We start from the raw sequence: 24,424 nt of genomic DNA, 5'->3' as shown, positions 1-24,424 counted from the left end.
AACGATCCTGAGATGCAAAAAATAACGTTGACTCATAACGTCATATCAGTAGAATGCAACGCATCGAACGGCGGCACAGTTAGCCGGACGATAATGAAATCAAGTGGTTAGGAAGTCGTTAAATAGTTACTTGATGACATGCGGGAATAGCTCAGTTGGTAGAGCACGACCTTGCCAAGGTCGGGGTCGCGAGTTCGAGTCTCGTTTCCCGCTCCAGATTAAAGCATCGGCAGTTTGCGGGTGCAGGTCGAAAGACAACAGATTTAAGGCGCGTTAGCAAAGCGGTTATGTAGCGGATTGCAAATCCGTCTAGTCCGGTTCGACTCCGGAACGCGCCTCCACTTTCTTCCCTGGCCGGATGGTGGAATCGGTAGACACAAGGGATTTAAAATCCCTCGGCGTTCGCGCTGTGTGGGTTCAAGTCCCACTCCGGCTACCATGGGAAAACTAGAATAAAATCAATGATAAGCAGTGTCGTATAAACCACCGAAAGGTGGTTTTTTATTGCCCAATTTTCGCCATTCACCATTCTTTCGCCATTACGTTTCGCCATTCGAGAATTTTTTACGGTGAAGTACCTAAGTACAAGTTAAATTTTACTTCAGGTTATTCGTTCTTGCTCTATGATGGTACTCGTGCAATTTAACGAGAAGCCGAACTCGATATTCATACAAGTAAAATATCTCTCTAAGCATAAAATTTAAGGAGAATTTTAAATGCGTGCCTTTACTTCAGTAGTTTTGTTCCTTTGTTGTATTCTCAATCCAGTCCATGCTGAAGGCTGGTACATCAATAAACGTGGTGAACCAACAGTCATGTCAGATGATGGCTATTGGTATATGCTTCTTTCAAAGTCTATGAAAGGTGATGTGAATGCCTACCTGTTGCCTCGTAACGGTATCGAATGTAAAGCTTCTGGCAGTTCGTCAAGCATGTATGTTAATGGAACTAAATTGCGTTGGTGGCAGAACTGCGACCCATCTATGGGAATGTATTGGTACGCCTATACACAAGCAGGAATAAATCACCTAATTGGTGAATTCATGCGCCGTCAAACAGTCACCATCCGTGACGGTAGCTTAACAATTGTTTTTTCTGCGGTAGGCTTTAATGACAAAGCTCGACAGTTCATCGACGATGTAGCTGATCCTGGTTTATAAGATGTTTCGCATCTTCAAGTTTGAAAAATTCAAGTAAGAGCACCCTTCTTCGATTTTGAAGATGATAACTGAATCTGATTATTCGAATGAGAATGATTATCTGAAGAGTCTTGGTTTTTATGGGTATTTGAGGAGGGCATTACTGCCCCCCGACCACCGGTACTACAGAAATTTTTCGGTTATATCTCGCCGTTTGTGATGCATTTTTATGCCCTGAAATTTCCTGCTTCTCGTGAAGTGTTCCTTTCAGATCGGATATCCCTTTAGCTTTCAGATCATGGAACGTGAAGTTAAACACAAGCTCAGGAAATTTTTCAGCGGCTAACTTTTTAGCTTTCATCCACTGCGCATTAAATGCATCTCGTGTGTAACGAGACCCTGACTGCTGGTGGATAACGTACAGACTCACCATGCCACTATTTAACGGAAGGGAATCGGCCAAGGTAATCGCTTTCGATAGGCGAGCTGTCCAGGCCTTAATCTGACTCACTGCCGTCTTGCTTTGCTGAATTAAAATGCCTTCATCAAGTATCTGACTCTTTTTAAGATCAAGAATGTCACCCTGACGTGCGCAGCATAAATATGCCAACTCCATGGCAATCTTCACTGGTACTGACGAAACGCTGAATAGAGCATCATATTCTTTGTCCGTGACGTACCGTGTGCGCGCCTGCTCCTTAAATTGCTTCACACCATGGCATGGATTCATCTTCACCTTGCCACGCTCATATGCCCACCTGAACACCCTCGACATAAACGCTTTCTCTCGGTTCGCCTGAACCCTGCTTTTAACACCTCTCTTATCCATATACTTCCTGATATGCACAGGCTTAATGTTGTCTGGCTTCATCTTCCCGAAAACAACATTTACTTTTGAACCATATTTTCTGTAGTCCTTTCTGGTTTCGGTGGCCAGTTCATGAAAGTCGCCCGAGTTAAAGAACTCTTCACAAAGTGCGTGGAAGTTGGAACCTGCCCTGATATCGTTGATGAAGTTTTCATAGGCAGCCCAGACCTGAGACTTAGTAAGATCGCGATTGCACAATCTCACAGTTCTGCCGTCTGGCGTTCTGAACTCATAGGCTGATTTGCCCCGGCGAACGCGGGGCGGCATCCAGTTATCTTCCTGGTTTTTGCGGATTCTAGGCATTACATGTCCTTAAAGTTTGGTTCTTCTTCCTCTGGATTGCTCACTACCAGCTTCAAGCCAGCAGGATTAGTCACATGATCCCATGTAGTTCCCGGCCTGCCGTCTTTTCGTGGTACAAAAAATACACCGCTTTCTTTCAGCGCTCTGCACTGAAGGGAGGGGCGGCGATAACCAGTAAGCTGATAGAGGTCATCAGGGGTAAGAAAACGTTGGCTTTGTCCGCTCATCGTATAGTTCTCCACTTAACCGGCTGCACCCGGAAAATTCAATCAGTATTCAAAACGCTGAATGCCATAAATACTTCTAAGGTGTATCTTCTGTAGAATTTTACGAAGCCACAATAAAAAACATATGTCATCAGTAGCATAGTTAAAGTTGATAAAAAATTAAACCAGAGCCCTTCGTTTGTTAGAATATTAATTGATAGTGTGATGAAAGCGACCCAGGAAAATAATAAAAACACCAAGCACACGTTCCTGCAAAATCCATACAGTGCTACATAATTTTGTATTTTAGGTTGATGATTAGAGGAATGTTCATATGAGTAATGGTAAGCTAATCTAAAAAGATCGCCTTGTAAGGCATATTTATTTTTAAGTTTAGATAAATCTACTGAAAATATTTTTTTATAAGACTGTTCTAGCTTGCTCCATAGCGTTGAGGCTAAATCCTTTGGAAGCGCTTTAGAATAAGGGTAATCAAAAAAGATTCTATCAAGAATGAAAAGTGGTAGTAATATTATCTTGGTTATTATACATATAATTGTACTGCGGTGAACTCTATTAGCTTGTTCTTTGAAATCATTATTTAATTTCCCAAAAAGATAGATAGAAGGGTACTGTAATGTATCATTCATGTACTTTTCAACTAGAAAAGCAGAGCATATAGCTATTGCGTGGCCTATTATATATGCAAGTATAATAATTGAAGAATATCCCAATAAACTAAGAGAAGATTTCTGTGCAATTGCAGTTTTCTGAAGTTGGATGATTACGTCCCAATCCAGAGTAATCCCGCAAAAATATAAAAGATATAAAAATAATCCTCCCGGTATCATGTAGCCAAGGAAATCATATATTGAAAATGGATTTTGGTTCATATCTTCTCACTCATAAAATTGTTATATGTAGAAGGCTATATTATATACGCTCTCCCTCACGAAGTTTAACTACTATTTTTCGTTTGGATTGCGTTGCAAGCATTCGATTGATTTATTCATAACCTATTAATGTTCAAGATTCAGGGCTTATCCGTGTTCAAGCGGCTTATTATCCTTAGCTAACGTCGTCACGTTAGTACGGAAATTACGCAGTTCAAAAACCGCTACCTGCACTGCATAAGCGAACATAGCAGCAGGGCGGTCACTCACCTTTTCACTTTCTCGTTGCATGTTGACAGCAATAGTTATCAGTTCTTCCAGCTGTTCGCTGGTCATTGGTTTATTGGCTGTCATGATTTTGCTCCTGCTGCAATTTGTGTTGCTTAACGAAGTGGGCCACAGCCTTTGACTGGCTGGCGACAATGGTTTTGTCATCCATGTCCAGCCAAACGGTTTTACCGCGATACAGTGAGGCCCGACCAATTTCCTTACCATCGAGCATCACATACAGAGATCGTCCGCGAATTTCTGTTGTCGGTACTGGTTGTGACAAGCGATAGAGTTCACGTGCTTCAGCAATGGCTTTATGTTCGTCAATAATCGACAGCGCCTCGGCCAGGGCAGTGCCTTCAAGAGTGAAGACACCTTCATCACTGATCGTGGCCTGCGCCATCAGCTCAACGAAACGGCGTGCGTTCTTTACGCTCAGTTCCGGCGCGATAGAGCTACGGGTTACTTTCGATTTACCTTGGGCAGCCGCTACAGCTTTATCATGTTGGAGAACTTTCCCGGCCTGTTCGCCATACTCCATAACGCGATCAACCGCGACATCGACTGACACAGCGCCGGATTTAACCTCCTGCTGAACGTCATGGTTCGCCGTGCTGAGGAGCAGCAGCTTCTCGACGGTGGCCACAGACTTATTCACCAGCTTTGCTATCTCGCTGGTGGTCTGGTTAAAGGCGTTATGTAGCTCCTGAATAACAGCTGCCTGTTCCATATCGGATAGCGGGAGCTGGTTGTTACTGGTCATGATGCGCGCCAGTCGCTGAACATCGTTACCGTTGAACGGCATGATATGGATGCGGTCTACTGGCTTACCAGCTTCTGCACAGCGCGCATAGCAGCGACGCCGACGATGGCCTTCAACAACCCACACTCCACCTTCATCACGGGCGATAACCTCCAGCGGGGGAACGGAGCCACCGTTCATCAGGTAGTTGAAGAGGTCATCATCTGCCTGGCGGGTTCGTTCATCATCTTCGCGTTTGTTGAAACCTTCCCGCACATGGATTTGGTCAAGGCTGATAAACATCCCGGTATCGGTGCGCTTGATGGTCCCGTCACGGGTCATTTGCTTGAATGAGTTAGCCATCAGAGAGCCACCTCGCTATTTTGGGAAATGACGACGGTAGACAACTCACGTAGCTCTCGCTGGGCTTCCAGTAAATGCATATTGGTTCTGATCTTCGTGTGGCGTTCAACAATGCGGTCACACTCTTTGGCCCAGCTTGCGACATCTTCACGCAGAGTAGCGTTCTGAACAGCCAGTTCTTTACGCTGCGCCATCGCTTCGCAAAGCGCGACGCTTGTATAGTCCAGGCGGTTAGCCAGTTCGGTCATAATTCCGCGATAAGCTGGCGGAAGGAGAGGGGCGGCCTTACGCGCTGCGTCGATCAGCTGCTCCCGGGTCATGCGTGGTTGTAACTCGGTGACGTTCTGTGTGTTCGTCATGGATAGTTTCTCCGTGTTATACGCGCTCTGCACAGCGCTGAATTTTGGTTGCACGAATCCCTCGCCGACTGGCGACAAAAAATAATGGGGTTTCGTTTTAATAAGCACCCAACCAGGGCACTTAGTGAAACGGGCGGCTGCCACCGCCAGTTAGCTTCTCCACAATTGAGAGCGCGTTCTCCTGAGTTGATTTAACGACTACGGCCTCTCAAGTTGAACGCAGAACGCGCTTTCAGTTGTGAAAAGGGGCGGTCGACATTAAGGACATTCAAACTGCCGACCGCCAAGACTACACACAGCAATCAAAACTTTGCCTGTCTTTTCACCACTTCAGGCTCGGTGGTATTCTTGGAGCTCTCACACAACCAAGAATCTGAAAACATGAACAATCCTTTAGCTAAGCTTGCCCTTGATGCGTGGTACAAGGTGCTAATCGCTGTTGGTGCTTTTGTCATCCTGCTCAATGGCGCTGGTCTTCTTGGCAATTATCCGGTTAGGGAAACGTTTATAATTAGCCTTGGTTGCATCGTTTTCGGCGTTGCTGAATGGATGAACCATCCTATGCATGAGGAAGAAATACCAGCTCGCTATGGGATGCCACCACTTAAACGCATCCATACCGGCTGGACTCCTTGCCCCGTCGGCGTGCTTCTTGATATCGCCGGAATCGCTCTTATCTTTTACGGTTTGATTAAACTCATCTAACCGACAACCACAGGCAGGGCATTTGTCATACAGAGGCTTGATCACTACTTCCGACTGGAAGCGGAACATCTTTCTGTTTGCATCAGTTCTCATCCTGCCTACCCACCATTTTTATTGTTGATGTAATAACCACACCGGGAAGGTAACTGTCAGTACCAGTTGTGTGATCTAAATGTACCTTTAGTTACCTAAATGGTCAAGTGGGTAATGTACTTTTTGTTACCTGCGGGGAGGAAAAAATGCCAGAAGGAAATCTGGCATGAGAAATGAGTAACTTAAATGTTTTGGGTTATCTGAACCACCTTCCCAACAATCCGGCAATTACCGTCTATCGGGATGGGTTTAAAGGCAGGATTGAGTGGCATCAGGTATGCAAAAGGGCTATCCCATACCAGTTTTTTAACTGTCGCCTCGGCAGATCCGTCAAGTATTGCCACTACAATTTTTCCGTAGAGGTCATCCAGTTGGCCATAGTGCGGTTCAACAATAACGATTGACCCTTCGGGGATGGATGGGAGCCCATGTGGGTTAGTCATAGATTCCCCACGAACTACCAAGCCGAATACTTCATCAGAAACGTTAGCAGTGGTTTGCGTCCATGAAATCACATCAGAAAGCCTTGAGCATGCATAAGTATCAGTCCACAACCCAGCCTGAACAGCGGAGATAATAGGGACTGCCGTTGGTGGCTTAAGGAACGGAACAACTTTCGTATCGTCCTTTGTTTCCTCACCTCGACCGTAAAGAATCCATTCTGGAGTTGTCTGCAAAGCCATCGCCAACTGATGAAGGTTCTCACCATCAGGTTTAGTAGTGCCGCTCTCCCATTTTGTTACGGAAACACGGCTAACTCCTAAGCGTTTAGCCAGGCTCTGCTGTGTTATGTCGAGCTGGACTCGACGGGATCTTATTCGGTCTTTCATCTCTGTTTTCATGTAACCAATGTTACATAGAATCCTTGTAACTGTTATTTGCTATTTAATGTACCTTTTGTTACCTTTAAGGCGTGAGTTAACTAGGAGGAGCCATGCGTAAATCAGAAGTCATTGAACACTTTGGCGGCGTGTCAAAAACCGCAAGTGTTCTTGGAATTTCCCACCCGGCTGTTTGCCGATGGGGTGAAGTCATCCCTCAAAAGCAAGCCTTCGTCATCGAGCGTATTACGAAAGGCAAGCTTAAGTACGATGCCAGCCTTTACCAAAAGGCTACAGATTCAGCGGCTTGAAAGTAACTACAAAAGGAAAAGCAACATGGTAGAACCAAGCCTGAAAGAAGTAATTAAAGCGATGTGCAAAGCATACCCAGGAGGTCGTGAGGCCATGGCCGGTGCTCTTGGTATGTCAGTAACTCAGTTCAATAACAACCTGTATGAGAAGAATGGTTGCCGGTTCTTCGAAGTGAACGAGCTGGAGGCCATGGAAGACATCTCAAATACGTCCCTCCTGGCAGATTACTTTGCCCGTCGTCGTGGTGCGCTGCTGGTGGACGTTCCTCAACTTGAAGACCTTGACCGTGTCGACCTGTTTGATCGTGCCATGAGAACGTCAGCAGCACGTGGACGTGTTGATACCGTGATCCAGAGAGCTCTCGAAGATGGAGTAATCGAACGTCATGAAGCTGAAGAAATCAATGAATATCACCGCCGTCATCTGGCAGCGCGTGAAGAAGAGATCCGCGCGATTGTCGCGCTGTTTAGCCGTAAGAAAAGCCAAAAAAAGTGACGCCCGCGAGTGTGCAGCTCCGGGCGTCGTGGCGTGTCGTATTCAGTGGAGAAACTAACGCATGAACAGTTTAAACCGATTGAGACCAGCGAAGCAATTCAGATGCCTTCCTCTGGTGGGAAAAGATTCCCCGTTCGGCTATGTGGAGAGATTAAACAACCAGGCGGATCAGAACAACTACCAGCCTGAGAACGCGATGGTAGAGGCATTTGCACTGATGAACGAGAAGGGGCGTGAGGAATGGCTGAAGTTGACCGGCGATTCAGAGACCACAGAGGCATCACCGTCCACGTCATCAGATGGGAGCCCGAGACTCGACGCGTTATATACCTTCGCGAAGGGTACGATCATGAGTGCTTCAGCCCTCTTGAGCAATTCCAGCGTAAATTTACAGAGTTAAAGGACGACCATGAGCACTAAATTAACCGGTTACGTTTGGGACGCTTGCGCTTCTTCAGGCATGAAGCTGTCCAGCGTTGCCATCATGGCGCGTCTGGCAGACTTCAGCAGTGATGAAGGGGTTAGTTGGCCTTCCATTGCTACCATTGCGCGCCAGATTGGTGCTGGTGAGAGCACGGTTCGCACAGCTATATCTCAGCTGGAAAAAGACGGTTGGTTAACCCGCCAGCAGCGTCGTAAAGGCAACCGCAATGCATCGAATGTTTACCAGCTCAATGTTTCGAAATTACAGGCAGCCGCCTTTTCTCACCTGTCAGAATCTGACGCGTCAAAATCTGACGCATCAAAATCCGACCCGTCAAAATTTGATGCGTCGAAAAACAGTAATAATGGCAGTTTTCACCCGTCAGAATCTGGTGGGGATCCGTCAGTAAAATCAACTACTGATCCATCAGATAAAAAACCTAATTGTCAGGTTGCGTCGCAACCCGACACTGCATGTGTCAATCAGGTTGATTTGATAACTGGTCAGGCAGTCTTAATCCTCAACCATCTCAATGACGTTACTGGTAAGACATTCCGCAAGGGGAAAAGCTCCCTGGATAATATTCGCGCCAGACTTCGTGAGAACTTCACACACGATGAGTTGCTGTTGGTTATTGATTACAAGCACGAGCAGTGGAAAGACACGAAATACTACGAACACATGCAGCCTACAACTTTGTTCAGGCCAACGAAGTTCGAAGGATATTTGCAGAACGCGTTGCGCTGGAATAGCAAAGGCCGACCTAAGCGCGAGGACTGGGACGCTGTCCGCAAACAAGATCCATTGAAATTCGGTCAGCCAGACAAAGTCATCCCGGCAGGTTTCAGAGGAGCGAACTCATGAGCCTTCTGAAAGATATTCAAATTTTCATCGCTGAAAACCCTGGGTTAACTAACAAACAGATTGCAGCTTCAATGCCTCAATACCCCCTTCATGCTGTTCAGCGCGGTGTATGCCATCTGGTCAAATTGAATCGCGCAACACGGCAGCATAACGGTAAGTGCTACCAGTATTTTGCCAAAGCGCCGGGTGGTGACGTTAGCGAGGGGCGTTCTGCACTGAAAATTAACCGGGCAGATACACCAGCTGTATCGGAACAGGAAGAAGCGCCGAATCCAGCTGTAACCAGGATGATGGATAAGGCTCAAGGCCTGTTTGAAAAAGGGCTCTACCAGCGTGCGGCCACAGTTCTGATGGATGCCTTCAATCGCTCTAAGAACGAAGAGCAGCGGTTGAAGATACTGATTGAGCGTCAGCGTTGCCTGAGCATGGCGCCGAAAGTTAAAGCACCCTCTGATGCATGGTGTCTTGCTGGCCGAGCGAGGAATGTCTGATGAAATACTCACTGATTTACGCTGACCCAGCTTGGCTCTATGACAACAAAGCCAGTAACGGTGCAGCAGAAGATCACTACGACACGATGAAACTGATCGACATGAAGCGCTTGCCGGTTTGGGACCTGGCTGCCGATGATGCAGTTCTGGCTATGTGGTTTACCGGAACCCATACCCGTGAAGCTATCGAACTGGCTGAAGCGTGGGGCTTTAAGGTCCGCACGATGAAGGGCTTTACCTGGGTAAAGTTCAACCCACTGGCAGAGCAGCATATCAACAAAGCACTTCAGGCAGGCCGTGTGGAGAATTTTTACGACTTCCTCGACCTGCTGAACGCACAGACACGCATGAACGGCGGGAACTACACCCGAGCCAATATCGAAGACCTGTTGATCGCCACCAGGGGAAAAGGACTTGAACGCAAGTGCGCCAGCATCAAGCAGGTTATTTACAGCCCACTCGGTGAGCACAGCCAGAAGCCAGCAGAGGCGCGTTTCCGTCTGGGGAAGCTTTACGGTGACGTCCCACGCATCGAACTATTCAGCCGTTGTGGTGCGCCTGGCTGGGACCACTGGGGAAATCAATCTGAATCACCAGCTGTTGAGCTTATACCGGCAGTTGCCGTTCCCATGAAAAAACAACAGGAGCGCGCCGCATGAAACCTGAATTAACGCCGCGTCAGAATGAAGTGTTTGAAGCTATCAAGGTTCACATCGAAAAGGCTGGCTTTCCACCTACGATGCTGGAGCTTGCAGGATTAATTGGCTGCGCTTCACCGAACGCTGCTGTAGAGCACGTGAAGTCGCTTAAGAAAAAAGGTTACATCACTGTTGCTCCTGGCGCTGCCAGGGGCATTACCGTCGCCAAAACGGAATGGGATGCAGATCCAGTGACGATCATCAAAGACCTGCTATCCGATGGAGATAAGGCCAGAGATAACGCTGTTGAATGGCTGAAAAAACAGGGAGTGACGTTATGAAACTAGTGCTCCCATTCCCACCGAGCGTAAACACATACTGGCGAGCCCCTAACAAGGGGCCATTAAAAGGCCGCCATCTTATCAGCGAGAAGGGCAGGGCATACCAGAGCGCGGCATGTGCAGCGATCATTGAGCAACTGCGTTGCCTTCCAAAACCATCATCATCACCAGCTGCGGTGGAGATCCTTCTCTTTCCGCCAGATGCCCGCCGCCGCGACATCGACAACTACAACAAGGCTCTGTTTGATGCGCTTACGCATGCTGGCATTTGGGAGGATGACAGCCAGGTGCACAGAATGCTGGTGGAGTGGGGGCCTAAAGTGCATGGCGGAAGGGTAGAAATATCGATAACTAGGCATCAACCAACAATAGGGGGAATTGGGTGAGAGCCATACTGACGCCTGAAATTGCGCCGATGTCCGGGGTGGTTCTGTTCCGCCCTGGTACCGAACTGCTCTGGCTATTCCGTCAGGGAAGGGTAGTTATTGAGCCACCATCCGAAGCCATACAGCATCTGCCATCTGGATTAATCCCTGAAGCCCACCAGCCCCTGACTGACGATGCCAACATGCAGGCTATTTTCGTTAACGATAGGGTCATTCAGCGAGCTGGTGGATTGAGTAGCCTTGATGCCTGGCTGGAGAGAAAATTTGAATGTCAGTGGCCTCACACTGACTGGCATGCCAGTGACTTTACGGTTATGCGCCACGCTCCGGGGAGCATTCGTCTTTGTTGGTCATGTGATAACCATTTACGTGAGCAAACCACTGAAAGACTGGCAGGAATTGCCATGCAGAACCTGGTAAAATGGCTTCTGGAAAGGGTGAATATTGATTTAGGTTTCAGCGCTGACCACACTCTTTCCCTTCCTGAGTTCTGCTGGTGGATGGTACGTAATGATCTGGCTGACCTTGTTCCTGAATCAGTGGCGAGTAAAGCACTCAGAATCAAGCCAGAACAGCACAGTTCAGTGATGAGGGAAAGCGACATTATCCCGTCATTACCGGCTACGCAAATCTTTCAGGAGAAGGCAAAAAAGATAGTGGTGGTGAAGGTCGATCCTGAAACGCCGGAATCTTTCATGCTGAGGCCAAAGCGCCGACGCTGGGAAAACGAGAAATACACCCGCTGGGTGAAGTCGCAGCAGTGCAGTTGCTGCAATAAGCCGGCAGACGACCCCCACCACCTGATAGGACACGGGCAGGGTGGAATGGGTACTAAGGCGCATGACCTGTTTGTGATACCGCTGTGCAGAGCGCATCACGACGAGTTACACGCTGATCCCGTGGCATTTGAAGCGAAATACGGCGACCAGTTAACGCTGCTGTTTCGGTTTTTAGATCGTGCGCTGGCAATCGGCGTACTGGCGTAAGTGGAGACGCAAATGATCAATCCTTCAGAAGTAGGTAAATCCGGCGAGTTGGTTCGCCTTCGCACTCTAGAAAGTATCTGGGTACAGGGAAAGCTCCGCATGTGGGGTCGCTGGTCTTATATCGGTGCTGGCTCGGGCGGAAACATGTTCAACCAGTTGCTGGCTTCCGGGAAAATAACCAAATCCGCTATCAACGATGCGCTGCGCCGCATGAAGAAATCCGGCATCACTAAACCCGAGCTGGAAGCATACCTGCGTGAAATCCTCGACAGTAAAAACAAAACGGGCCTAGCGTTCTGCTCAGACGAGGAGGGGCTAAAGATTGACGGCGTTATTGCTGCGGTATTGATGAACGAAGAATACCGTGGGCTGTATAGTGTGATTGTGGATCGTCATCGTCTGCGTAAGAGCAAACTCCAGATGGCAAAAGAGCTTAATTCAAAACACCCCGACTGGACCCTTATTACATGCCGTCGTCGCATTGATACATGGGTAAGTCTTGCAGAATCGATCCTTTACGCACCACTTTGTGAGGCGTTCGACACAAATAGCGATAGATTTAAGTTGCAGAGTGAGCAGGAAAGTGCTTAAATTGTGGTAGGCTCGGGACGTTAAAGCGAACTGAGCAGCAGAACACTAAAAAACCCGCGATTAGCGGGTTTTTTCATTTCTGATTAAAAAAACATTTTTGACATAATCGTTTTGGAAATATGCTGAATCCACTTATCAACGAACAGGTGGATACATGCAGCAGATTAAAAACCATAAAATACCTCTTGATGGCACAAACCCCACAGATTTGAATGCCTTAAAAGATATTATCGAATCTAATTCGTATATGTTCGAAGAGTATCTTCTTACTGATTTTGGTGGAGATGCGAGATACTCGGTCGTTGATGGTTCTTTTGAAATCACGGCGATAGCCGAAGGATTTTTCGAATACACAGCCGAGATAAATTTCTACGCGGGATGCGCAGACATGAACGACACCAGTTCTGTTAACGGGACTATGGAGTTCGAAATCGAAGATGGAAATATCATCATCGAGTTGGATGAAACTGTTTGGGATGTCAGATAAAAAACAATTACCTATCTAAAGAATAAGGCCTCTTCATTAGAGGCCTTTTTTATTTCCCCTCATTACTGAGAGGACCCACGGCAATAAGAGGGGGCTAAATGTCCGCAGAACCGATATCTGCTACGGCAACTGCTGGTGTTGCTGCCGGAACTACCGGAATCACCTTCGCCACGATGTTTCCAGAGGCTACTCCTGCCGTAATGCTTTGTTCTCTTGCAGGGGCCGCTTTATACGTCCTGAGCAGCGAAGACCATAAGCTCTGGAAGCAGATACTGTTTGCGCTTATCTCATTTATCGGTGGGGTTTACTGCGCCGGAACAGCATCTGAAATCATCGCAGCGCTTATCAATGCGGCATTAAGTCACCTTTCTCCGCCAGTTGCCGTGAAAGTATCTCCAGCCATTGGCGCGCTGGCGGCCTCAACGGTTTCTGTCACCGTCCTGCTTCGTGTTCTTAAGCGCTCGAAGACAGGAGACTTACCCGGATTGAAGGGGGAAGAATGACGTGGCAAACACTGATCCTGAACATTAACGCTATTGCATGCATCCTGATAACCATACGCCTGATGTTCTTCAGAAAGCGGAGCCTACGCCGACGCCGTCTGATGGAATTTTTGGCGTATGGGCTGATTCTCGCACCAGCGTTTACTGCTTTCCGAATCTGGCATGGTGATTACGTGCAGGTTGATTACGGAGAGTTGGTCGTCAATCTCGTTGTCTGCATAGCCGTATGGCGAGCGCGCGGCAACATCGCAAGAATCGCAGGGGAAAGCACAACGTGAACCAATCACAATTTCAAAAGGCGGCTGGGCTAAGCGCCGAGTTAGCTGCGCGCTGGTTTCAGCCAATCAGTGATGCGATGGAAGAGTTCGGCATCACCAAGCCGGTAGACCAGGCCATGTTCATTGCTCAGGCTGGGCACGAATCAGCAGGTTTCACTCTGCTGGTGGAGAGCTTCAACTATCGCATTGCAGGACTGGTTAACTTCATCCGTGCGGGACGCCTCACGGCAGACCAGGCTAACGCGCTTGGGCGTCGTCCTGAAGAGCGAACATTACCGATTGAGCGACAACGCGCCATCGCGAACCTGGTATACAGCAAGCGCATGGGTAACAACGATCCCGGCGACGGCTGGTTATACCGTGGACGTGGGCTTATCCAGATTACTGGCCTCAACAACTACCGTGATTGCGGAAACGGCCTGAAGGTTGATTTGGTCAAGCAGCCTGAGCTATTGGCCGATGATGTTTATGCAGCCAGAAGCGCTGCTTGGTTCTTCGCTACTAAGGGATGCCTGAAATACTCCGGAGACCTTATGCAGGTGACGAAGATTATCAACGGCGGCACTAACGGGCTGGAAGATCGTCGCGCTCGCTTCGATCATGCCAAAACGGCTCTGGTGTGAGGTTGATATGGGATTCGAAATGCTTATCGCTATTGCTGCACTTGTTATGGCTGCTATCGCTGGTGCCTTTGGGATTGGTCATTCACGCGGCACAAGCAAAGCCGAAGCCAAAGCCGACCAGCAGCGCACCGAAGATAACGCAGCTGCAACGGTCGCAGCAGCGGAACGCCGGGTAGAGGCAACTAAAGAGGCCAGCAATGTACAGCAGACTGTTAACCATATGCCTGATGACGATGTTGATCGCGAGCTGCGTGACACGTGGAAGCGTCCCGGTGGTGGTTGATACAGCCTGTGACTGGGTAAAGCCAATCTACCTTACTGATCACGACATTGATGTTCTTGACCGCCAGACGAAGCGCGACATCCTGGCGCATAACAAAGCGTGGCAGGCGAACTGCCAGAAAACAAAAGAATCGGGTGCAAAGCGATGAAAGCCAACCAGTGCAGTGAAGGTTTCGACAATCCATCCAGGTTCCGTGAGGAATGGGATAAGCAGACATAAGGGAAATAGCTCAATGGGTACTTTTATCAAGGGCTGGAAAGTAATGCTCCTGACCAAGGAAGGGCATGATTCTGGAAAGGCACCAGAGCAGGTAGGCTGGTAGAGCAGCAATGAGCCAGACATTCGCGATGGGGTGCTGATTATTAAAAATGGCCTGGATACCCATGGCGTACCCCTCAGCATCATTCACGGCTTCAGCATCGAAGCAGTAAAGGCGGAATGACATTACAGAAGCTCTTCACTGAGGGGCTTCGATAATGTGGATGCATGGTATTCCCCCATGATAGATTTTGCGCTATAAAGGAACTAGAAATAGGCGGCGGCTGTCTTTTGAGGTTGGTATTAACCTTCGTTATTGTTGGTGCAAGTGGTGGCGTACTTGTCTTCTTGTCAAACTTCGTTATAGCTGAATTAATTAGTTTTACCTCAACTTACCTCTACGCAAAAGGAGCCTCTATGACTAAAAAATCTATGGATAAATTGTTGAACTGGAAAAAGAACTCATTAGTCAGCCGCCGCTTCAGGGTTACCCTGCTGAAGAGCTTGTGAAATTCAAGCGAAAGCAAATTTCTACTAACCGCCTCCGGGCGGTTTTTTATTGCCATCACCATGGGTAGGCTCATCGTAATGGCAATATTCCCTACAGCGGATAAAGAGGATCTCAATGCCCGACATCTACCAAATCACGCTAACCACCCAAACAGGCGAAACCTTCACGGGCAAGATGTCACGACGTCAGCCTGAGCTGGTGAACGATTTTGTTTAGTTGGCGACCAAAACAGGCCAGTGGTTGTATTTCGCTCCGGCCGAAGTAAAGCGAGTGGAATTCACGCCAGTACCAGCAGAACAGACCGAACAGCCAGCAGAACAAACAACGGAGTAACGAATGAGCAAGCCGGACTTGGAGGCCATCGAGACGGCATTACGCGTTGGAGATGAATCTTGTGAAGCGAATAAAATGCCCAATCCCTACCTAAAAAGGTAGGGTTAAACAGAGCTTGTTATGCTAAGACACTGCGTTCATTTATAGTGTAGTGAGAAAAAATCTGTGACCTCATAAACTTAGGGTTAGTTTAATGAATACTATAACAGGCTTCATCGTTTTTTTAATTATTGCTCTGGTATTCGGATACTTATGCCATATCACGGCGGAGAGAAAGCTCTCAAAGGCAAGAGCTAAGATCAAAGCGGCAGAAGAAAGAGGAAAACCATACCCAGAAGAAGTCGTCAGCTATATGATGGGGAAACCGGGAGTAATTGCAATCTTCTTTGCATTCATCAGCTTCCTTTCTTTGATTGCATCACTTTATAATCTGGTGTATTGGTTTTTTCCTTAAAGATTCTTTTGAGAATTAATACATTCTACGCAGCCACATACGGGTGGCTTTTTAAATGCTGTTATGTTGGAGCGCCTCATGGCTAACGATGAAGCGCGCAGGCCTTATCCGCCAATTAACTTCTTCGACTCCGACAACTGGCAGCCATAGACCAAACTGATCACCGTCAATGAAGTCGATGAGTAGGTATGCAGACGAACAGCAGAAAGGATAAAGGGTACGAACAGGCACATCGTTGATGAAATAGCCATTACAAAGCTCACCCGCTCGTGGGCTTGATAATAGTTATCCCCACAAGTTGATAATATGTGGGGAATTTAATATAGAGGTTAAGTTTGAGGCACTGCGTAGTAGCTAATTAATGACTACTTAAAAGTATTCATTAAAAAATCTGCGATGACAGTTAAGTTTGCACCTTTTTCTATCCAATCGGACAATCCTATTTTGGAAAAAATGGTAGCTTCATCTTGGCTTCCTGTTGCTTCGTTTGCCTTTAGCTCCTCTCGAGCTTGGAGGAGCAACTCTTTGGGTGTCTCTGGATTCAGACCATGGGGAAATAAAAATTCTGTATCATTTTCGGAAACATGGACACCAGAGCGACCGGTGTTACGAATCTCCGTATTTTCAATTTCAACTTTTACCCCTTTTCCACCTATGTAGATGCCATCTTTTGCTGCGTCAGAGATAAAACCGCCAAGGATTCTTACACTAGTCATAAGCTCTCCAATGAGTGCGTTGTTGAGTTTTAATTTGTTTTTGACACATGTTGCCAGCTTGATAACTGAGACATGTATTTAGACGATAATCTAAAATCAGTAACAAACCTAGATCAATAGATGAAAATGGCTCATATAAATAAAGATGATGAAGGTGTTTTTTTATCATAATTTATTATATGAATCTTCACTGATTCTAATTGTCTGTGATGACTTAACAGAGGCATTGGTCAGTAATAATCCGAATATTTGTATGGAGAATCTATGCAGGTCACTATTGATGGTGTCCCGTTTATTCCTGCCTGCGCATCGCCGTCAAGAATCGGAATTGCAATAACCACCCATCAACGCGCAGACATTCTGAAGCGAGCACTCGAACAGCATTTGAAGCACCTGCCAGGCGGTGCGCTGGTGGTGGTAGTAGATGATGGTTCGAAACCTGCCGCCGTAGTACCTGACGGCATGCAGCTGTGTCGCCATGAAAAATCACTTGGCATTGTTGCTTCGAAGAACGCCAGTTTAACAGAGCTGATGGACGCCGGGTGTGAACATCTTTTCCTTTGGGACGATGATGCTTATCCGATTGCTGATAACTGGTACTTGCCATACATCGAATCACCAGAACCTCACCTGGCTTACCAGTTTCTCGATCTGGCAGGAACGAATAAGCTGAAGGATATGGCGGTACTGTACCGGGATGATAAGCACATCGCTTACACCGGGCAGCGCGGCGTGATGCTGTATTACCACCGTAGCGCTATCGAGAAGGTTGGCGGTTTCGATCCGGTTTACGGTCGCGGCATGTACGAACACAGCGACCTCGCCCTGCGGATTCATAACGCTGGCCTCACGACGTGGGCTTACGCTGATGTCGTCGGTTCAGAAAAGCTGATGTACTCTCTCGATGAGCATGAAGCCGTAGAGCGTTCGGTACCGCGTCCCGACCGACAGGCGCTGGTGGAACGTAACGTGAAGATCCACAACGAACGGCGTGATGCTGGGTTTACTGGTTACGTTGAATATCGCCAGCAGCGCGACGCGGTTATCACAACGCTACTCACCAGTCAGCCTGACCCGCAGCGCGGCACGAAAATGATGGCTTCGCCTGACATGCTGAGCAAATGGGCGGCCTCGCTTCGCCAGTGTGGGCGTATAGCGCTGGTGGATGAATTGCTGACGGCCCCGGCAGATGTTGAGCTGTATCTCGTACCTGACGTGAAGATGAATGTCTACTTCCGTCGCTGGCTGCACATCTGGCAGCACCTGCGAGAACACCCTGAATATCGGTTCGTCTGGTGTACAGATGGTACCGATGTCGAAATGCTTCGCGCGCCGTGGGAAGAAATGGAACCCGGGAAGGTGTACGTCGGTTCAGAACCAAAGACCTACGCCGACACATGGGCAAAGCATAATCATCCGGAGCGCATCTATCAGGAGTTTATCGAAGCGCACCGCAACGATGTGATGCTTAACGCTGGGCTGCTGGGTGGTACCCGCGCTGATGTGATGGCGTTCGCTCACGGCATCATCCGTCTTTACTACCGGATCGAAAGTTATCGTTTCTGGAAGAAAGAACAGGCTGGCGCCGCGGTGGGGGATATGTTGGCGTTCGGCATTGTCGCGCAGTCATTCGCTGACAGACTGATCACCGGCCCTCTGGTTCATACAGTATTCAAAACTGATGGTATCGGTAAGGAGGCCGCGTGGTTTCGTCATAAGTAGTTAATAAGTTACTTAGGGCTTTTGAACAGAAGCTGGCAAGTTCTATGTCTTAATCCATCCCTTGCCAGACCTTGTTGCTTTTTTATTTATGCCTAATCAGCGATGCGGAATGTTTTATCAAGATAAGCCATCGCTAGGTCTTTGTACTCTTTCTGATCTTCCGTAGCTTGGCCAACTACGTGCTTAACGATTTTAAGGATTGAATCCTGCTCTGTTTTCGGAAGTTTCGCCAGCAGCATTTTAATCAATAGCGCATGGACAAAATTCTCAATCTCTAACTGAGTACTGCGCTGTTTTTGTATAGCGGAAAATTCAGGACTTTCATCAGTCATTTTAGTTCCTTATATTCATTTTTCATGAGTTGGCGCTTTCTTAGAAGCCCTTTTCCAAGAAGGCTAATCACTTTAGCTGTTGTACTAAACGATTAACATCCTGATATGCAGACAGTAGCCGCCATCGTGCGGCTTTTTTCTTGGAGATTTGCTGGTGGATGAAGAGATTAAGTTTATGGTGGTCGGCCATCATACCCGCTTAGGGCCTGCACAACGTCTTGCTGCGCTGCTGCATGCTCATCTGCTGGTTGATGACGATAACCACGGCGCGAACTGGAATCATCGCCGCGCGCTTGAGTGGGCAGCAGAACAAACCTGCCGGGTAGTGGTGCTCGAAGACGACGCGATACCGGTACCCGGATTCATCGAAAAGGTAACCGACTGGTTAGCGCGCTGCCCAGATGACCTTCTGAGTTTTTACCTCGGAACTGGTCGGCCTCCTCAGTACCAGATGCAAATAGCCGAACGGCTAATCATTGCTGATAAAGCTCGATATGAATTCATTTCGTTTCCTCGTCTGATTCATGGTGTGTGCTACAGCGTACCGCCTCATCGCATCAGCCGTGTGCTATCCCGATGGGACAGTGATAAGCCTGCCGATTACGCTGTGGGTGATGCATGGGGTGGCTCAGTGATTTATCCGTGTTACTCGCTAGTGGACCATGCTGACGGTGAACCGGTTGAGCGGCACCCTGACTCAGCGCCACGAACCGAACGCCGCCGGGCGTGGAGGTTAGCCTGATGCCTGCGTTAATACCGAGAGCATGCCGCAAGCGTGGCTGTCCTGGCACAACCACAGACCGCTCAGGCTATTGTCCCAAGCACCTTAACGAAGGCTGGCAGCAGCATCAGCGAGGACAGAGCAGGCATCAGCGAGGTTATGGCAGCAAGTGGGACAGGCTGCGCCCAATCGTTCTCGACAGAGATAAACACCTTTGTCAGGAATGCCTGCGAAATGGAAGGTATACCCCCGGTGAGACGGTGGACCACATCACCGCCAAAGCAAATGGGGGGACCGATGGCCTGTCCAACCTCGAAAGCCTCTGCAAGCCCTGCCACAGGGCGAAGACAGCGGTCGAGAGACTCAAATGACATCAGTTCTCATTTGAATTTAGCAAGGGGGAGGGCGGGTTGAAAGTTCAGGAACGACGCGCCAAAGGACCGCCGCCTAACCTCTTTTCACATCGCCGCAGGTTAGAAAACTTTTTTATGGGGTCCCCCATTCGATGATTAATAGGAGTTTTCGATTATGTCTGGACCACCGAAAACCCCGACCCATCTACGTTTGGTGAGGGGTAACCCATCAAAACGCCCGATCAATGAGAACGAACCAAAACCCCCTTCAGGGGTACCCCCAACGCCGAAGCATTTCGATAAGCAGGGGAAATACTGGTTTAAACGGATGGCCGACGAGCTTGATGCTATCGGTGTGATGTCTCAGCTGGACGCCAGAGCCCTTGAGCTGCTGGTTGAGGCTTATACCGAATACCGGCATCACTGCGACACGCTTGAAGTTGAGGGCTATACCTACCGGACCGAAACGCAGAGCGGGGATGTACTGATCAAGGCTCACCCGGCCGCCATTATGAAAGCTGATGCCTGGAAACGTCTGCGCGCCATGCTCGGTGAGTTCGGCATGACGCCAGCCAGCCGCTCTAAAGTCAATGCAAAAGGTCCTGAAGCGGTTGACCCGCTGGCCGAGTTTATGAAAGCGAGGGATTAATGGCTAAGGTTGCAGAAGGCATCCGCTACGCCGAGAGGGTAGTGGCGGGGGAAATTATTGCCTGTGAGTATGTGCGCCTTGCCTGTCAGCGTTTTCTTGACGATCTGGCACACGGCGAAGAGCGCGGTATTTTCTTCAGTGAACCGCGCGCGCAGCACATTCTGAATTTCTATAATTTTGTACCTCACGTCAAAGGCGCACTGGCAGGGCAGCCTATTGAGCTGATGGACTGGCACGTTTTCATCCTGATTAATATTTTTGGTTTTGTTATCCCGCTGGTTAACGAAGAAACGGGAGAAACCGTACTGCGTAACGACGGCAGCGGTCGTCCAGTAATGGTTCGGCGCTTCCGTACAGCAGATGTTGAGGTGGCCCGTAAAAATGCCAAATCAACGCTTTGCTCCGGCGTGGGGCTTTATATGGCTGGTGCCGACGGCGAGGGCGGTGCGGAGGTTTATTCCGCTGCAACCACCCGTGACCAGGCACGAATTGTTTTTGAAGACGCGAAGAATATGGTCAAGAAGGCGAAAGCCACTCTTGGGCGGATCTTCGAATTCAATAAGCTCGCTATCTACCAGGAGCAAACGGCCTCCAAATTCGAGCCTTTATCATCAGATGCGAACAACCTCGACGGCCTGAACATACACTGTGCCATAGTCGACGAGCTGCATGCTCACAAAACCCGTGACGTCTGGGACGTTCTGGAGACGGCAACCGGCGCACGTCTGCAATCGCTGCTTTTCGGTATCACCACCGCCGGTTTCAACAAAGAAGGCATCTGCTACGAATTGCGTGATTACGCCATCAAGGTGCTGCGTGGGCTGGTAAAAGACGATACGTTTTTTGCCATCATCTACACCTTAGATGAAGGTGACGATCCCTTTGATGAAAAAGTGTGGCAGAAGGCGAATCCGGGGCTGGGTATCTGTAAGCGCTGGGATGATCTGCGCCGCCTGGCTAAAAAGGCGAAAGAGCAGGTTTCGGCCAGAATTAACTTTTTCACCAAGCACATGAATATCTGGGTTACCGCTGAGTCAGCCTGGATGGACATGATGAAATGGGAGAGATGCGAGTTTATCGCCCCGCAGCACGAACTTAAAACCTATCCCTCCTGGGTGGGCGTTGACCTGTCAAACAAAATTGATATCTGTGCGGCCGCTAAAGTCTGGCGCGCGCCAGATGGCCACGTTCATGCGGATTTCAAATTCTGGCTACCGGAAGGACGCCTTGAGAAATGTTCACGCCAGATGGCAGAGCTCTATCGTAAGTGGGCCGGGATGGACAAGCTGATCCTTACCGACGGGGATGTAATCGACCATGCTCAGATTAAGGAAGAGCTACAGCTGTGGGTTGCTGGCGAGAGCCTGAAAGAAATCGGCTTTGACCCGTGGAGTGCGACGCAGTTCAGCCTTGCGCTGGCAGAAGAAGGGTTGCCGCTGGTGGAAGTGCCGCAGACGGTTCGCAATTTCTCTGAGGCGATGAAAGAGGTCGAAGCGCTGGTATACGGTGGCCGCTTTCATCACAGCGATCACCCAGTGATGAACTGGATGATGTCCAACGTAACCGTCAAACCGGACCGGAACGAGAACATATTCCCGAATAAGTCCACACCTGAGGCCAAGATTGATGGCCCTGCGGCCTTGTTCACAGCAATGAGCCGCGTTCTGGTTAACGGTGGCAACGACCAGCAGGATCTCTCCGGATTCTTCAATAATCCCATCATGGTAGGTTTCTGATGAAAAAAAACAAACGGCCAGGCAGGGTTAAAAGTGCTCTGCTTAACTGGCTTGGTGTGCCTATCAGCCTGACTACCGGCACGTTCTGGGAGGAATGGTTTGGTACCAGCAGCAGCGGAAAAGTGGTAACGGCCGATAAAGCCATCCAGCTATCGGCTGTGTGGGCATGCGTAAGACTGTTAAGCGAGTCTATTTCAACCCTTCCGCTGAAAATATACATTCGACAGCCTGACGGTTCGCGTAAAGCGGCAACCGATCATCCGGCATATTCGATACTGTGCCGCCGACCCAATTCAGAAATGACACCATCACGCTTTATGTTGATGGTGGTCGCCAGTATTTGCCTCCGCGGGAACGCCTTCATTGAGAAGAAATTTATCGCAAACCGCCTGGTTTCGCTGGTGCCTTTGCTGCCGCAGAACATGGTGGTTAAACGTCTCACGACCGGGGTGCTGGAATACAAATACACTGAAAACGGTAATGAGCGCGTCATTCCCGTCAAAAACATCATGCACATTCGCGGGTTCGGTCTTGACGGTGTTTGCGGCATGATGCCGATGAAAACAGGCCGGGATGTGATCGGTTCTGCAATGGCGGTTGAGGAGTCTGCTGCGAAGATATTTGAACAGGGGCTTCAGAGTTCAGGTTTTCTCTCCGCTGAGAATGCGCTATCTGACGAACAACGTGAAAGACTTCGCAGCTACATGGCTGCATTTACGGGTTCAAAAAACGCCGGGAAAATCATGGTGCTTGAAGGCGGATTGAAGTACCAGGGCGTCACCATGAATCCCGAAGACGCCCAGATGCTGGAAAGCCGCTCTTTCAGTATTGAGGAAATCTGTCGCTGGTTTCGCGTTCCGCCTTTCATGGTCGGCCACACAACGAAGCAAAGCAGCTGGGCATCCAGTCTGGAGGGCATGAACCTCCAGTTCCTGACACATACCCTGCGACCCCTGTTGGTGAACATAGAACAGGAAATAGGACGGTGCCTGCTGGACAGCGATGATGAGGTTTTCGCGGAGTTCTCTGTAGAAGGACTGCTGCGCGCCGACAGCGCGGGCCGTGCTGCGTACTATACCAGCGCGCTCCAGAATGGGTGGATGTCCCGCAATGACGTGCGCCGTCTTGAGAATATGCCACCGATTGAAGGGGGGGACATTTACACCGTTCAGCTCAACCTGACGCAACTGAAAAATCTCGAAAGCAGCAATCCTGCTGTTCAGGCTCTGGCCCTGAGAGAACTGCATAACCACATATTCCCTGACATTTCCTTTGAACAATCTCCGCTGAAACAGGCCGCTTAGGAGCACTTTCCTGATGAGCAAAAAACAACTTCCGGTAGCACCGGCGGGTCGCCCCTGCGCGCGGGTCACCTGTGAAACTTTACCCTCCGCCCTGGAACGCTGGGATGGCGGGATCAAAGCTGCGGCTACCGACGACAACAGTATTTCTGTTTTTGATGTGATCGGGCAGGACTACTGGGGTGAAGGCGTAACAGCCAAACGTATCGCCGGTGCGCTACGGGCGATGAATGGTGCCGACGTCACGGTCAATATCAACTCCCCTGGCGGTGACATGTTCGAAGGTCTGGCAATCTACAACCTTCTGCGTGAATACGAAGGCCGTGTGACGGTGAAGGTGCTCGGTATTGCCGCCAGCGCCGCCTCAGTCATTGCGATGGCCGGGGATGATATTCAGATCGGTCGTGGTGCCTTCCTGATGATCCACAACTGCTGGGTCTACGCGATGGGTAACCGCCATGACTTTGCGGAACTGGCACAGTCTCTGGAGCCCTTTGATAATGCTATGGCAGATATCTACGCGGCGCGTTCCGGCCTTGATATGGCAGCTGTTCAGAAACTGATGGATGCCGAGAGTTATATCGGTGGCAGTGACGCTGTGGCGAAGGGACTGGCAGACAGCCTGCTTTCTGCTGATGCGGTCAGTGATGGCGATGAATCACCTGCGGCCGCGCTTCGCAAACTTGATGCGCTGCTGGCTAAAACCAACACCCCGCGCTCTGAGCGCAGAAAACTCATTAAAGCCTTATCCGGTGGCATGCCTGGCGCTGTCACCACCAACGACGGTACGCCGGGCGCTGCCGAAGATATCAAACCTGAAACCCTCAATTCACTTGAAAACGCTCTTGCGGCGTTAGTCAAATAAGGACCATTT

General features: G+C 49.1%; 36 protein-coding genes, 3 tRNA genes and 1 pseudogene. 30 read left to right on the top strand and 10 right to left on the bottom strand.

Annotated elements, in window-relative coordinates:
- Positions 1-140 precede the first annotated feature (140 nt).
- The 4 genes from DD597_RS15470 (at position 141) to DD597_RS15455 (ending at position 1,160) form a co-directional block, all read left to right on the top strand.
- Positions 141-216 (top strand) — tRNA-Gly (locus tag DD597_RS15470).
- A 51-nt stretch (positions 217-267) separates the two neighbouring features.
- Positions 268-341: transfer RNA gene (locus tag DD597_RS15465), tRNA-Cys, on the top strand.
- A gap of 11 nt (positions 342-352) precedes the next feature.
- Positions 353-439, top strand: a tRNA-Leu gene (locus DD597_RS15460).
- A gap of 277 nt (positions 440-716) precedes the next feature.
- Entirely contained in the window at positions 717-1,160 is a 444-nt protein-coding gene (locus tag DD597_RS15455) for a hypothetical protein (protein WP_032634721.1), read from the top strand.
- A 139-nt stretch (positions 1,161-1,299) separates the two neighbouring features.
- Here the strand turns inward: DD597_RS15455 and DD597_RS15450 are convergent, their stop codons facing one another.
- From DD597_RS15450 to DD597_RS15425, 6 genes are all read right to left on the bottom strand, one after another.
- Positions 1,300-2,310 (bottom strand): tyrosine-type recombinase/integrase, encoded by a 1,011-nt coding sequence (locus DD597_RS15450; RefSeq protein WP_129256377.1) that lies wholly within the window; start codon positions 2,308-2,310, stop codon positions 1,300-1,302.
- Positions 2,310-2,537 carry a DUF4224 domain-containing protein gene (locus DD597_RS15445; RefSeq protein ID WP_072047915.1) on the bottom strand — a complete coding sequence of 76 codons (228 nt, stop codon included), beginning with the start codon at positions 2,535-2,537 and terminating at the stop codon, positions 2,310-2,312. The genes DD597_RS15450 and DD597_RS15445 overlap by 1 nt, the downstream gene beginning before the upstream one ends.
- Positions 2,538-2,575: 38 nt before the next feature.
- Positions 2,576-3,409, bottom strand: coding sequence for a hypothetical protein (locus DD597_RS15440; RefSeq protein ID WP_129256376.1), 834 nt, complete (start codon positions 3,407-3,409; stop codon positions 2,576-2,578).
- A 147-nt stretch (positions 3,410-3,556) separates the two neighbouring features.
- Entirely contained in the window at positions 3,557-3,763 is a 207-nt protein-coding gene (locus tag DD597_RS15435; RefSeq protein ID WP_129256375.1) for a hypothetical protein, read from the bottom strand.
- Positions 3,750-4,784: a chromosome partitioning protein ParB gene (locus DD597_RS15430; RefSeq protein ID WP_181014324.1), complete on the bottom strand. Its 1,035-nt coding sequence runs from the start codon at positions 4,782-4,784 to the stop codon at positions 3,750-3,752. The genes DD597_RS15435 and DD597_RS15430 overlap by 14 nt, the downstream gene beginning before the upstream one ends.
- A complete protein-coding gene (locus DD597_RS15425) occupies positions 4,784-5,143 on the bottom strand; it encodes a hypothetical protein (RefSeq protein ID WP_255571182.1) in 360 nt (119 codons plus the stop codon). The genes DD597_RS15430 and DD597_RS15425 overlap by 1 nt, the downstream gene beginning before the upstream one ends.
- A gap of 381 nt (positions 5,144-5,524) precedes the next feature.
- Here DD597_RS15425 and DD597_RS15420 point away from each other — a divergent pair, with 381 nt between their 5' ends.
- Positions 5,525-5,848: a hypothetical protein gene (locus DD597_RS15420; RefSeq protein ID WP_165298130.1), complete on the top strand. Its 324-nt coding sequence runs from the start codon at positions 5,525-5,527 to the stop codon at positions 5,846-5,848.
- Between the two features lie 275 nt (positions 5,849-6,123).
- Here DD597_RS15420 and DD597_RS15415 read toward each other — a convergent pair whose 3' ends face one another.
- Positions 6,124-6,783 (bottom strand): LexA family transcriptional regulator, encoded by a 660-nt coding sequence (locus tag DD597_RS15415; RefSeq protein WP_181014326.1) that lies wholly within the window; start codon positions 6,781-6,783, stop codon positions 6,124-6,126.
- A gap of 92 nt (positions 6,784-6,875) precedes the next feature.
- Between DD597_RS15415 and DD597_RS15410 the strand changes: the two genes are divergently transcribed.
- The 16 genes from DD597_RS15410 to DD597_RS25190 all read left to right on the top strand — a co-directional run bounded on the left by DD597_RS15410 (position 6,876) and on the right by DD597_RS25190 (position 14,612).
- The gene (locus DD597_RS15410; protein ID WP_016530206.1) at positions 6,876-7,073 is read left to right on the top strand and encodes a Cro/CI family transcriptional regulator; all 198 of its coding nucleotides are present in this window, start codon (positions 6,876-6,878) and stop codon (positions 7,071-7,073) included.
- Between the two features lie 25 nt (positions 7,074-7,098).
- A complete protein-coding gene (locus DD597_RS15405) occupies positions 7,099-7,569 on the top strand; it encodes a YmfL family putative regulatory protein (RefSeq protein WP_063866408.1) in 471 nt (156 codons plus the stop codon).
- Positions 7,570-7,809: 240 nt separating this feature from the next.
- The gene (locus DD597_RS15400) at positions 7,810-7,989 is read left to right on the top strand and encodes a DUF4222 domain-containing protein (RefSeq protein ID WP_063945205.1); all 180 of its coding nucleotides are present in this window, start codon (positions 7,810-7,812) and stop codon (positions 7,987-7,989) included.
- A complete protein-coding gene (locus DD597_RS15395) occupies positions 7,979-8,857 on the top strand; it encodes a conserved phage C-terminal domain-containing protein (protein ID WP_045338880.1) in 879 nt (292 codons plus the stop codon). The genes DD597_RS15400 and DD597_RS15395 overlap by 11 nt, the downstream gene beginning before the upstream one ends.
- Positions 8,854-9,348, top strand: coding sequence for a hypothetical protein (locus DD597_RS15390; RefSeq protein ID WP_129256373.1), 495 nt, complete (start codon positions 8,854-8,856; stop codon positions 9,346-9,348). Before DD597_RS15395 ends, DD597_RS15390 begins: the two co-directional genes overlap by 4 nt.
- Positions 9,348-10,007, top strand: coding sequence for an MT-A70 family methyltransferase (locus DD597_RS15385; RefSeq protein WP_129256372.1), 660 nt, complete (start codon positions 9,348-9,350; stop codon positions 10,005-10,007). The genes DD597_RS15390 and DD597_RS15385 overlap by 1 nt, the downstream gene beginning before the upstream one ends.
- Positions 10,004-10,327, top strand: a complete 324-nt coding sequence (locus DD597_RS15380) for a LexA family transcriptional regulator (protein WP_129256371.1) — start codon at positions 10,004-10,006, stop codon at positions 10,325-10,327. Before DD597_RS15385 ends, DD597_RS15380 begins: the two co-directional genes overlap by 4 nt.
- On the top strand, positions 10,324-10,713 hold the full coding sequence (locus DD597_RS15375) for a RusA family crossover junction endodeoxyribonuclease (protein ID WP_023315876.1): 390 nt from the start codon (positions 10,324-10,326) through the stop codon (positions 10,711-10,713). Before DD597_RS15380 ends, DD597_RS15375 begins: the two co-directional genes overlap by 4 nt.
- Complete coding sequence (locus DD597_RS15370) at positions 10,710-11,699, top strand: DUF968 domain-containing protein (RefSeq protein WP_129256370.1); 990 nt, start codon at positions 10,710-10,712, stop codon at positions 11,697-11,699. Before DD597_RS15375 ends, DD597_RS15370 begins: the two co-directional genes overlap by 4 nt.
- Positions 11,700-11,711: 12 nt before the next feature.
- Positions 11,712-12,290 (top strand): DUF1133 family protein, encoded by a 579-nt coding sequence (locus DD597_RS15365; RefSeq protein WP_129256369.1) that lies wholly within the window; start codon positions 11,712-11,714, stop codon positions 12,288-12,290.
- Between the two features lie 154 nt (positions 12,291-12,444).
- Positions 12,445-12,777, top strand: coding sequence for a hypothetical protein (locus DD597_RS15360; RefSeq protein WP_129256368.1), 333 nt, complete (start codon positions 12,445-12,447; stop codon positions 12,775-12,777).
- A 98-nt stretch (positions 12,778-12,875) separates the two neighbouring features.
- The gene (locus tag DD597_RS15355) at positions 12,876-13,280 is read left to right on the top strand and encodes a putative holin (RefSeq protein ID WP_006809173.1); all 405 of its coding nucleotides are present in this window, start codon (positions 12,876-12,878) and stop codon (positions 13,278-13,280) included.
- Complete coding sequence (locus DD597_RS15350; RefSeq protein ID WP_023338478.1) at positions 13,277-13,558, top strand: phage holin family protein; 282 nt, start codon at positions 13,277-13,279, stop codon at positions 13,556-13,558. Before DD597_RS15355 ends, DD597_RS15350 begins: the two co-directional genes overlap by 4 nt.
- Positions 13,555-14,181 (top strand): glycoside hydrolase family 19 protein, encoded by a 627-nt coding sequence (locus DD597_RS15345; protein WP_129256367.1) that lies wholly within the window; start codon positions 13,555-13,557, stop codon positions 14,179-14,181. The genes DD597_RS15350 and DD597_RS15345 overlap by 4 nt, the downstream gene beginning before the upstream one ends.
- 7 nt (positions 14,182-14,188) lie before the next feature.
- Positions 14,189-14,464 carry a hypothetical protein gene (locus DD597_RS15340; RefSeq protein ID WP_129256366.1) on the top strand — a complete coding sequence of 92 codons (276 nt, stop codon included), beginning with the start codon at positions 14,189-14,191 and terminating at the stop codon, positions 14,462-14,464.
- Positions 14,415-14,612: a hypothetical protein gene (locus tag DD597_RS25190; RefSeq protein ID WP_129256395.1), complete on the top strand. Its 198-nt coding sequence runs from the start codon at positions 14,415-14,417 to the stop codon at positions 14,610-14,612. Before DD597_RS15340 ends, DD597_RS25190 begins: the two co-directional genes overlap by 50 nt.
- A gap of 81 nt (positions 14,613-14,693) precedes the next feature.
- On the opposite strand, the gene DD597_RS24875 is transcribed toward DD597_RS25190, so the two are convergent.
- A complete protein-coding gene (locus tag DD597_RS24875) occupies positions 14,694-14,909 on the bottom strand; it encodes a hypothetical protein (RefSeq protein WP_165298128.1) in 216 nt (71 codons plus the stop codon).
- Between the two features lie 438 nt (positions 14,910-15,347).
- On the opposite strand from DD597_RS24875, the pseudogene DD597_RS15325 reads away from it, so the two are divergent.
- Together DD597_RS15325 and DD597_RS15320 are read left to right on the top strand one after the other, a co-directional pair.
- Positions 15,348-15,566, top strand: a pseudogene (locus tag DD597_RS15325) (hypothetical protein).
- Between the two features lie 193 nt (positions 15,567-15,759).
- Positions 15,760-16,020 carry a hypothetical protein gene (locus DD597_RS15320; protein WP_129256365.1) on the top strand — a complete coding sequence of 87 codons (261 nt, stop codon included), beginning with the start codon at positions 15,760-15,762 and terminating at the stop codon, positions 16,018-16,020.
- 365 nt (positions 16,021-16,385) lie between these two features.
- On the opposite strand, the gene DD597_RS15315 is transcribed toward DD597_RS15320, so the two are convergent.
- On the bottom strand, positions 16,386-16,736 hold the full coding sequence (locus DD597_RS15315; RefSeq protein ID WP_129256364.1) for a hypothetical protein: 351 nt from the start codon (positions 16,734-16,736) through the stop codon (positions 16,386-16,388).
- Positions 16,737-17,000: 264 nt separating this feature from the next.
- Between DD597_RS15315 and DD597_RS15310 the strand changes: the two genes are divergently transcribed.
- Complete coding sequence (locus tag DD597_RS15310) at positions 17,001-18,458, top strand: glycosyltransferase family 2 protein (RefSeq protein WP_129256363.1); 1,458 nt, start codon at positions 17,001-17,003, stop codon at positions 18,456-18,458.
- Positions 18,459-18,550: 92 nt separating this feature from the next.
- Here DD597_RS15310 and DD597_RS15305 read toward each other — a convergent pair whose 3' ends face one another.
- Positions 18,551-18,790: a hypothetical protein gene (locus DD597_RS15305; protein WP_129256362.1), complete on the bottom strand. Its 240-nt coding sequence runs from the start codon at positions 18,788-18,790 to the stop codon at positions 18,551-18,553.
- Between the two features lie 151 nt (positions 18,791-18,941).
- On the opposite strand from DD597_RS15305, the gene DD597_RS15300 reads away from it, so the two are divergent.
- The 6 genes from DD597_RS15300 to DD597_RS15275 all read left to right on the top strand — a co-directional run bounded on the left by DD597_RS15300 (position 18,942) and on the right by DD597_RS15275 (position 24,415).
- Positions 18,942-19,532: a hypothetical protein gene (locus DD597_RS15300; protein ID WP_129256394.1), complete on the top strand. Its 591-nt coding sequence runs from the start codon at positions 18,942-18,944 to the stop codon at positions 19,530-19,532.
- The gene (locus DD597_RS15295) at positions 19,532-19,882 is read left to right on the top strand and encodes an HNH endonuclease (RefSeq protein ID WP_129256361.1); all 351 of its coding nucleotides are present in this window, start codon (positions 19,532-19,534) and stop codon (positions 19,880-19,882) included. Before DD597_RS15300 ends, DD597_RS15295 begins: the two co-directional genes overlap by 1 nt.
- 157 nt (positions 19,883-20,039) lie before the next feature.
- Positions 20,040-20,513: a phage terminase small subunit P27 family gene (locus DD597_RS15290; protein ID WP_022650844.1), complete on the top strand. Its 474-nt coding sequence runs from the start codon at positions 20,040-20,042 to the stop codon at positions 20,511-20,513.
- Positions 20,513-22,249, top strand: a complete 1,737-nt coding sequence (locus DD597_RS15285) for a terminase large subunit (RefSeq protein WP_059453202.1) — start codon at positions 20,513-20,515, stop codon at positions 22,247-22,249. The genes DD597_RS15290 and DD597_RS15285 overlap by 1 nt, the downstream gene beginning before the upstream one ends.
- Positions 22,249-23,553, top strand: coding sequence for a phage portal protein (locus DD597_RS15280; protein ID WP_047720026.1), 1,305 nt, complete (start codon positions 22,249-22,251; stop codon positions 23,551-23,553). The genes DD597_RS15285 and DD597_RS15280 overlap by 1 nt, the downstream gene beginning before the upstream one ends.
- A 13-nt stretch (positions 23,554-23,566) precedes the next feature.
- Entirely contained in the window at positions 23,567-24,415 is an 849-nt protein-coding gene (locus tag DD597_RS15275; protein ID WP_047720024.1) for a head maturation protease, ClpP-related, read from the top strand.
- Positions 24,416-24,424 lie beyond the last annotated feature (9 nt).

Origin of the sequence: Enterobacter cloacae complex sp. 677-3DZ2D5B, assembly GCF_004136695.1 — a bacterium.
In the GTDB taxonomy this organism is placed as follows: domain Bacteria; phylum Pseudomonadota; class Gammaproteobacteria; order Enterobacterales; family Enterobacteriaceae; genus Enterobacter; species Enterobacter hormaechei_C.
The sequence above is the reverse complement of the archived record's forward strand: the minus strand, read 5'-3'. Positions and strand labels throughout refer to the sequence as shown.

Excerpts from the sequence above, each read along its gene's own strand:
- DD597_RS15455 (WP_032634721.1), top strand. The coding sequence starts at position 717 with ATGCGTGCCTTTACTTCAGTAGTTTTGTTCCTTTGTTGTATTCTCAAT.
- DD597_RS15450 (WP_129256377.1), bottom strand. The coding sequence starts at position 2,310 with ATGCCTAGAATCCGCAAAAACCAGGAAGATAACTGGATGCCGCCCCGC.
- DD597_RS15445 (WP_072047915.1), bottom strand. The coding sequence starts at position 2,537 with ATGAGCGGACAAAGCCAACGTTTTCTTACCCCTGATGACCTCTATCAG.
- DD597_RS15440 (WP_129256376.1), bottom strand. The coding sequence starts at position 3,409 with ATGAACCAAAATCCATTTTCAATATATGATTTCCTTGGCTACATGATA.
- DD597_RS15435 (WP_129256375.1), bottom strand. The coding sequence starts at position 3,763 with ATGACAGCCAATAAACCAATGACCAGCGAACAGCTGGAAGAACTGATA.
- DD597_RS15430 (WP_181014324.1), bottom strand. The coding sequence starts at position 4,784 with ATGGCTAACTCATTCAAGCAAATGACCCGTGACGGGACCATCAAGCGC.
- DD597_RS15425 (WP_255571182.1), bottom strand. The coding sequence starts at position 5,143 with ATGACGAACACACAGAACGTCACCGAGTTACAACCACGCATGACCCGG.
- DD597_RS15420 (WP_165298130.1), top strand. The coding sequence starts at position 5,525 with ATGAACAATCCTTTAGCTAAGCTTGCCCTTGATGCGTGGTACAAGGTG.
- DD597_RS15415 (WP_181014326.1), bottom strand. The coding sequence starts at position 6,783 with ATGAAAACAGAGATGAAAGACCGAATAAGATCCCGTCGAGTCCAGCTC.
- DD597_RS15410 (WP_016530206.1), top strand. The coding sequence starts at position 6,876 with ATGCGTAAATCAGAAGTCATTGAACACTTTGGCGGCGTGTCAAAAACC.
- DD597_RS15405 (WP_063866408.1), top strand. The coding sequence starts at position 7,099 with ATGGTAGAACCAAGCCTGAAAGAAGTAATTAAAGCGATGTGCAAAGCA.
- DD597_RS15400 (WP_063945205.1), top strand. The coding sequence starts at position 7,810 with ATGGCTGAAGTTGACCGGCGATTCAGAGACCACAGAGGCATCACCGTC.
- DD597_RS15395 (WP_045338880.1), top strand. The coding sequence starts at position 7,979 with ATGAGCACTAAATTAACCGGTTACGTTTGGGACGCTTGCGCTTCTTCA.
- DD597_RS15390 (WP_129256373.1), top strand. The coding sequence starts at position 8,854 with ATGAGCCTTCTGAAAGATATTCAAATTTTCATCGCTGAAAACCCTGGG.
- DD597_RS15385 (WP_129256372.1), top strand. The coding sequence starts at position 9,348 with ATGAAATACTCACTGATTTACGCTGACCCAGCTTGGCTCTATGACAAC.
- DD597_RS15380 (WP_129256371.1), top strand. The coding sequence starts at position 10,004 with ATGAAACCTGAATTAACGCCGCGTCAGAATGAAGTGTTTGAAGCTATC.
- DD597_RS15375 (WP_023315876.1), top strand. The coding sequence starts at position 10,324 with ATGAAACTAGTGCTCCCATTCCCACCGAGCGTAAACACATACTGGCGA.
- DD597_RS15365 (WP_129256369.1), top strand. The coding sequence starts at position 11,712 with ATGATCAATCCTTCAGAAGTAGGTAAATCCGGCGAGTTGGTTCGCCTT.
- DD597_RS15360 (WP_129256368.1), top strand. The coding sequence starts at position 12,445 with ATGCAGCAGATTAAAAACCATAAAATACCTCTTGATGGCACAAACCCC.
- DD597_RS15355 (WP_006809173.1), top strand. The coding sequence starts at position 12,876 with ATGTCCGCAGAACCGATATCTGCTACGGCAACTGCTGGTGTTGCTGCC.
- DD597_RS15350 (WP_023338478.1), top strand. The coding sequence starts at position 13,277 with ATGACGTGGCAAACACTGATCCTGAACATTAACGCTATTGCATGCATC.
- DD597_RS15340 (WP_129256366.1), top strand. The coding sequence starts at position 14,189 with ATGGGATTCGAAATGCTTATCGCTATTGCTGCACTTGTTATGGCTGCT.
- DD597_RS25190 (WP_129256395.1), top strand. The coding sequence starts at position 14,415 with ATGTTGATCGCGAGCTGCGTGACACGTGGAAGCGTCCCGGTGGTGGTT.
- DD597_RS24875 (WP_165298128.1), bottom strand. The coding sequence starts at position 14,909 with ATGTCATTCCGCCTTTACTGCTTCGATGCTGAAGCCGTGAATGATGCT.
- DD597_RS15320 (WP_129256365.1), top strand. The coding sequence starts at position 15,760 with ATGAATACTATAACAGGCTTCATCGTTTTTTTAATTATTGCTCTGGTA.
- DD597_RS15315 (WP_129256364.1), bottom strand. The coding sequence starts at position 16,736 with ATGACTAGTGTAAGAATCCTTGGCGGTTTTATCTCTGACGCAGCAAAA.
- DD597_RS15310 (WP_129256363.1), top strand. The coding sequence starts at position 17,001 with ATGCAGGTCACTATTGATGGTGTCCCGTTTATTCCTGCCTGCGCATCG.
- DD597_RS15305 (WP_129256362.1), bottom strand. The coding sequence starts at position 18,790 with ATGACTGATGAAAGTCCTGAATTTTCCGCTATACAAAAACAGCGCAGT.
- DD597_RS15295 (WP_129256361.1), top strand. The coding sequence starts at position 19,532 with ATGCCTGCGTTAATACCGAGAGCATGCCGCAAGCGTGGCTGTCCTGGC.
- DD597_RS15290 (WP_022650844.1), top strand. The coding sequence starts at position 20,040 with ATGTCTGGACCACCGAAAACCCCGACCCATCTACGTTTGGTGAGGGGT.
- DD597_RS15285 (WP_059453202.1), top strand. The coding sequence starts at position 20,513 with ATGGCTAAGGTTGCAGAAGGCATCCGCTACGCCGAGAGGGTAGTGGCG.
- DD597_RS15280 (WP_047720026.1), top strand. The coding sequence starts at position 22,249 with ATGAAAAAAAACAAACGGCCAGGCAGGGTTAAAAGTGCTCTGCTTAAC.
- DD597_RS15275 (WP_047720024.1), top strand. The coding sequence starts at position 23,567 with ATGAGCAAAAAACAACTTCCGGTAGCACCGGCGGGTCGCCCCTGCGCG.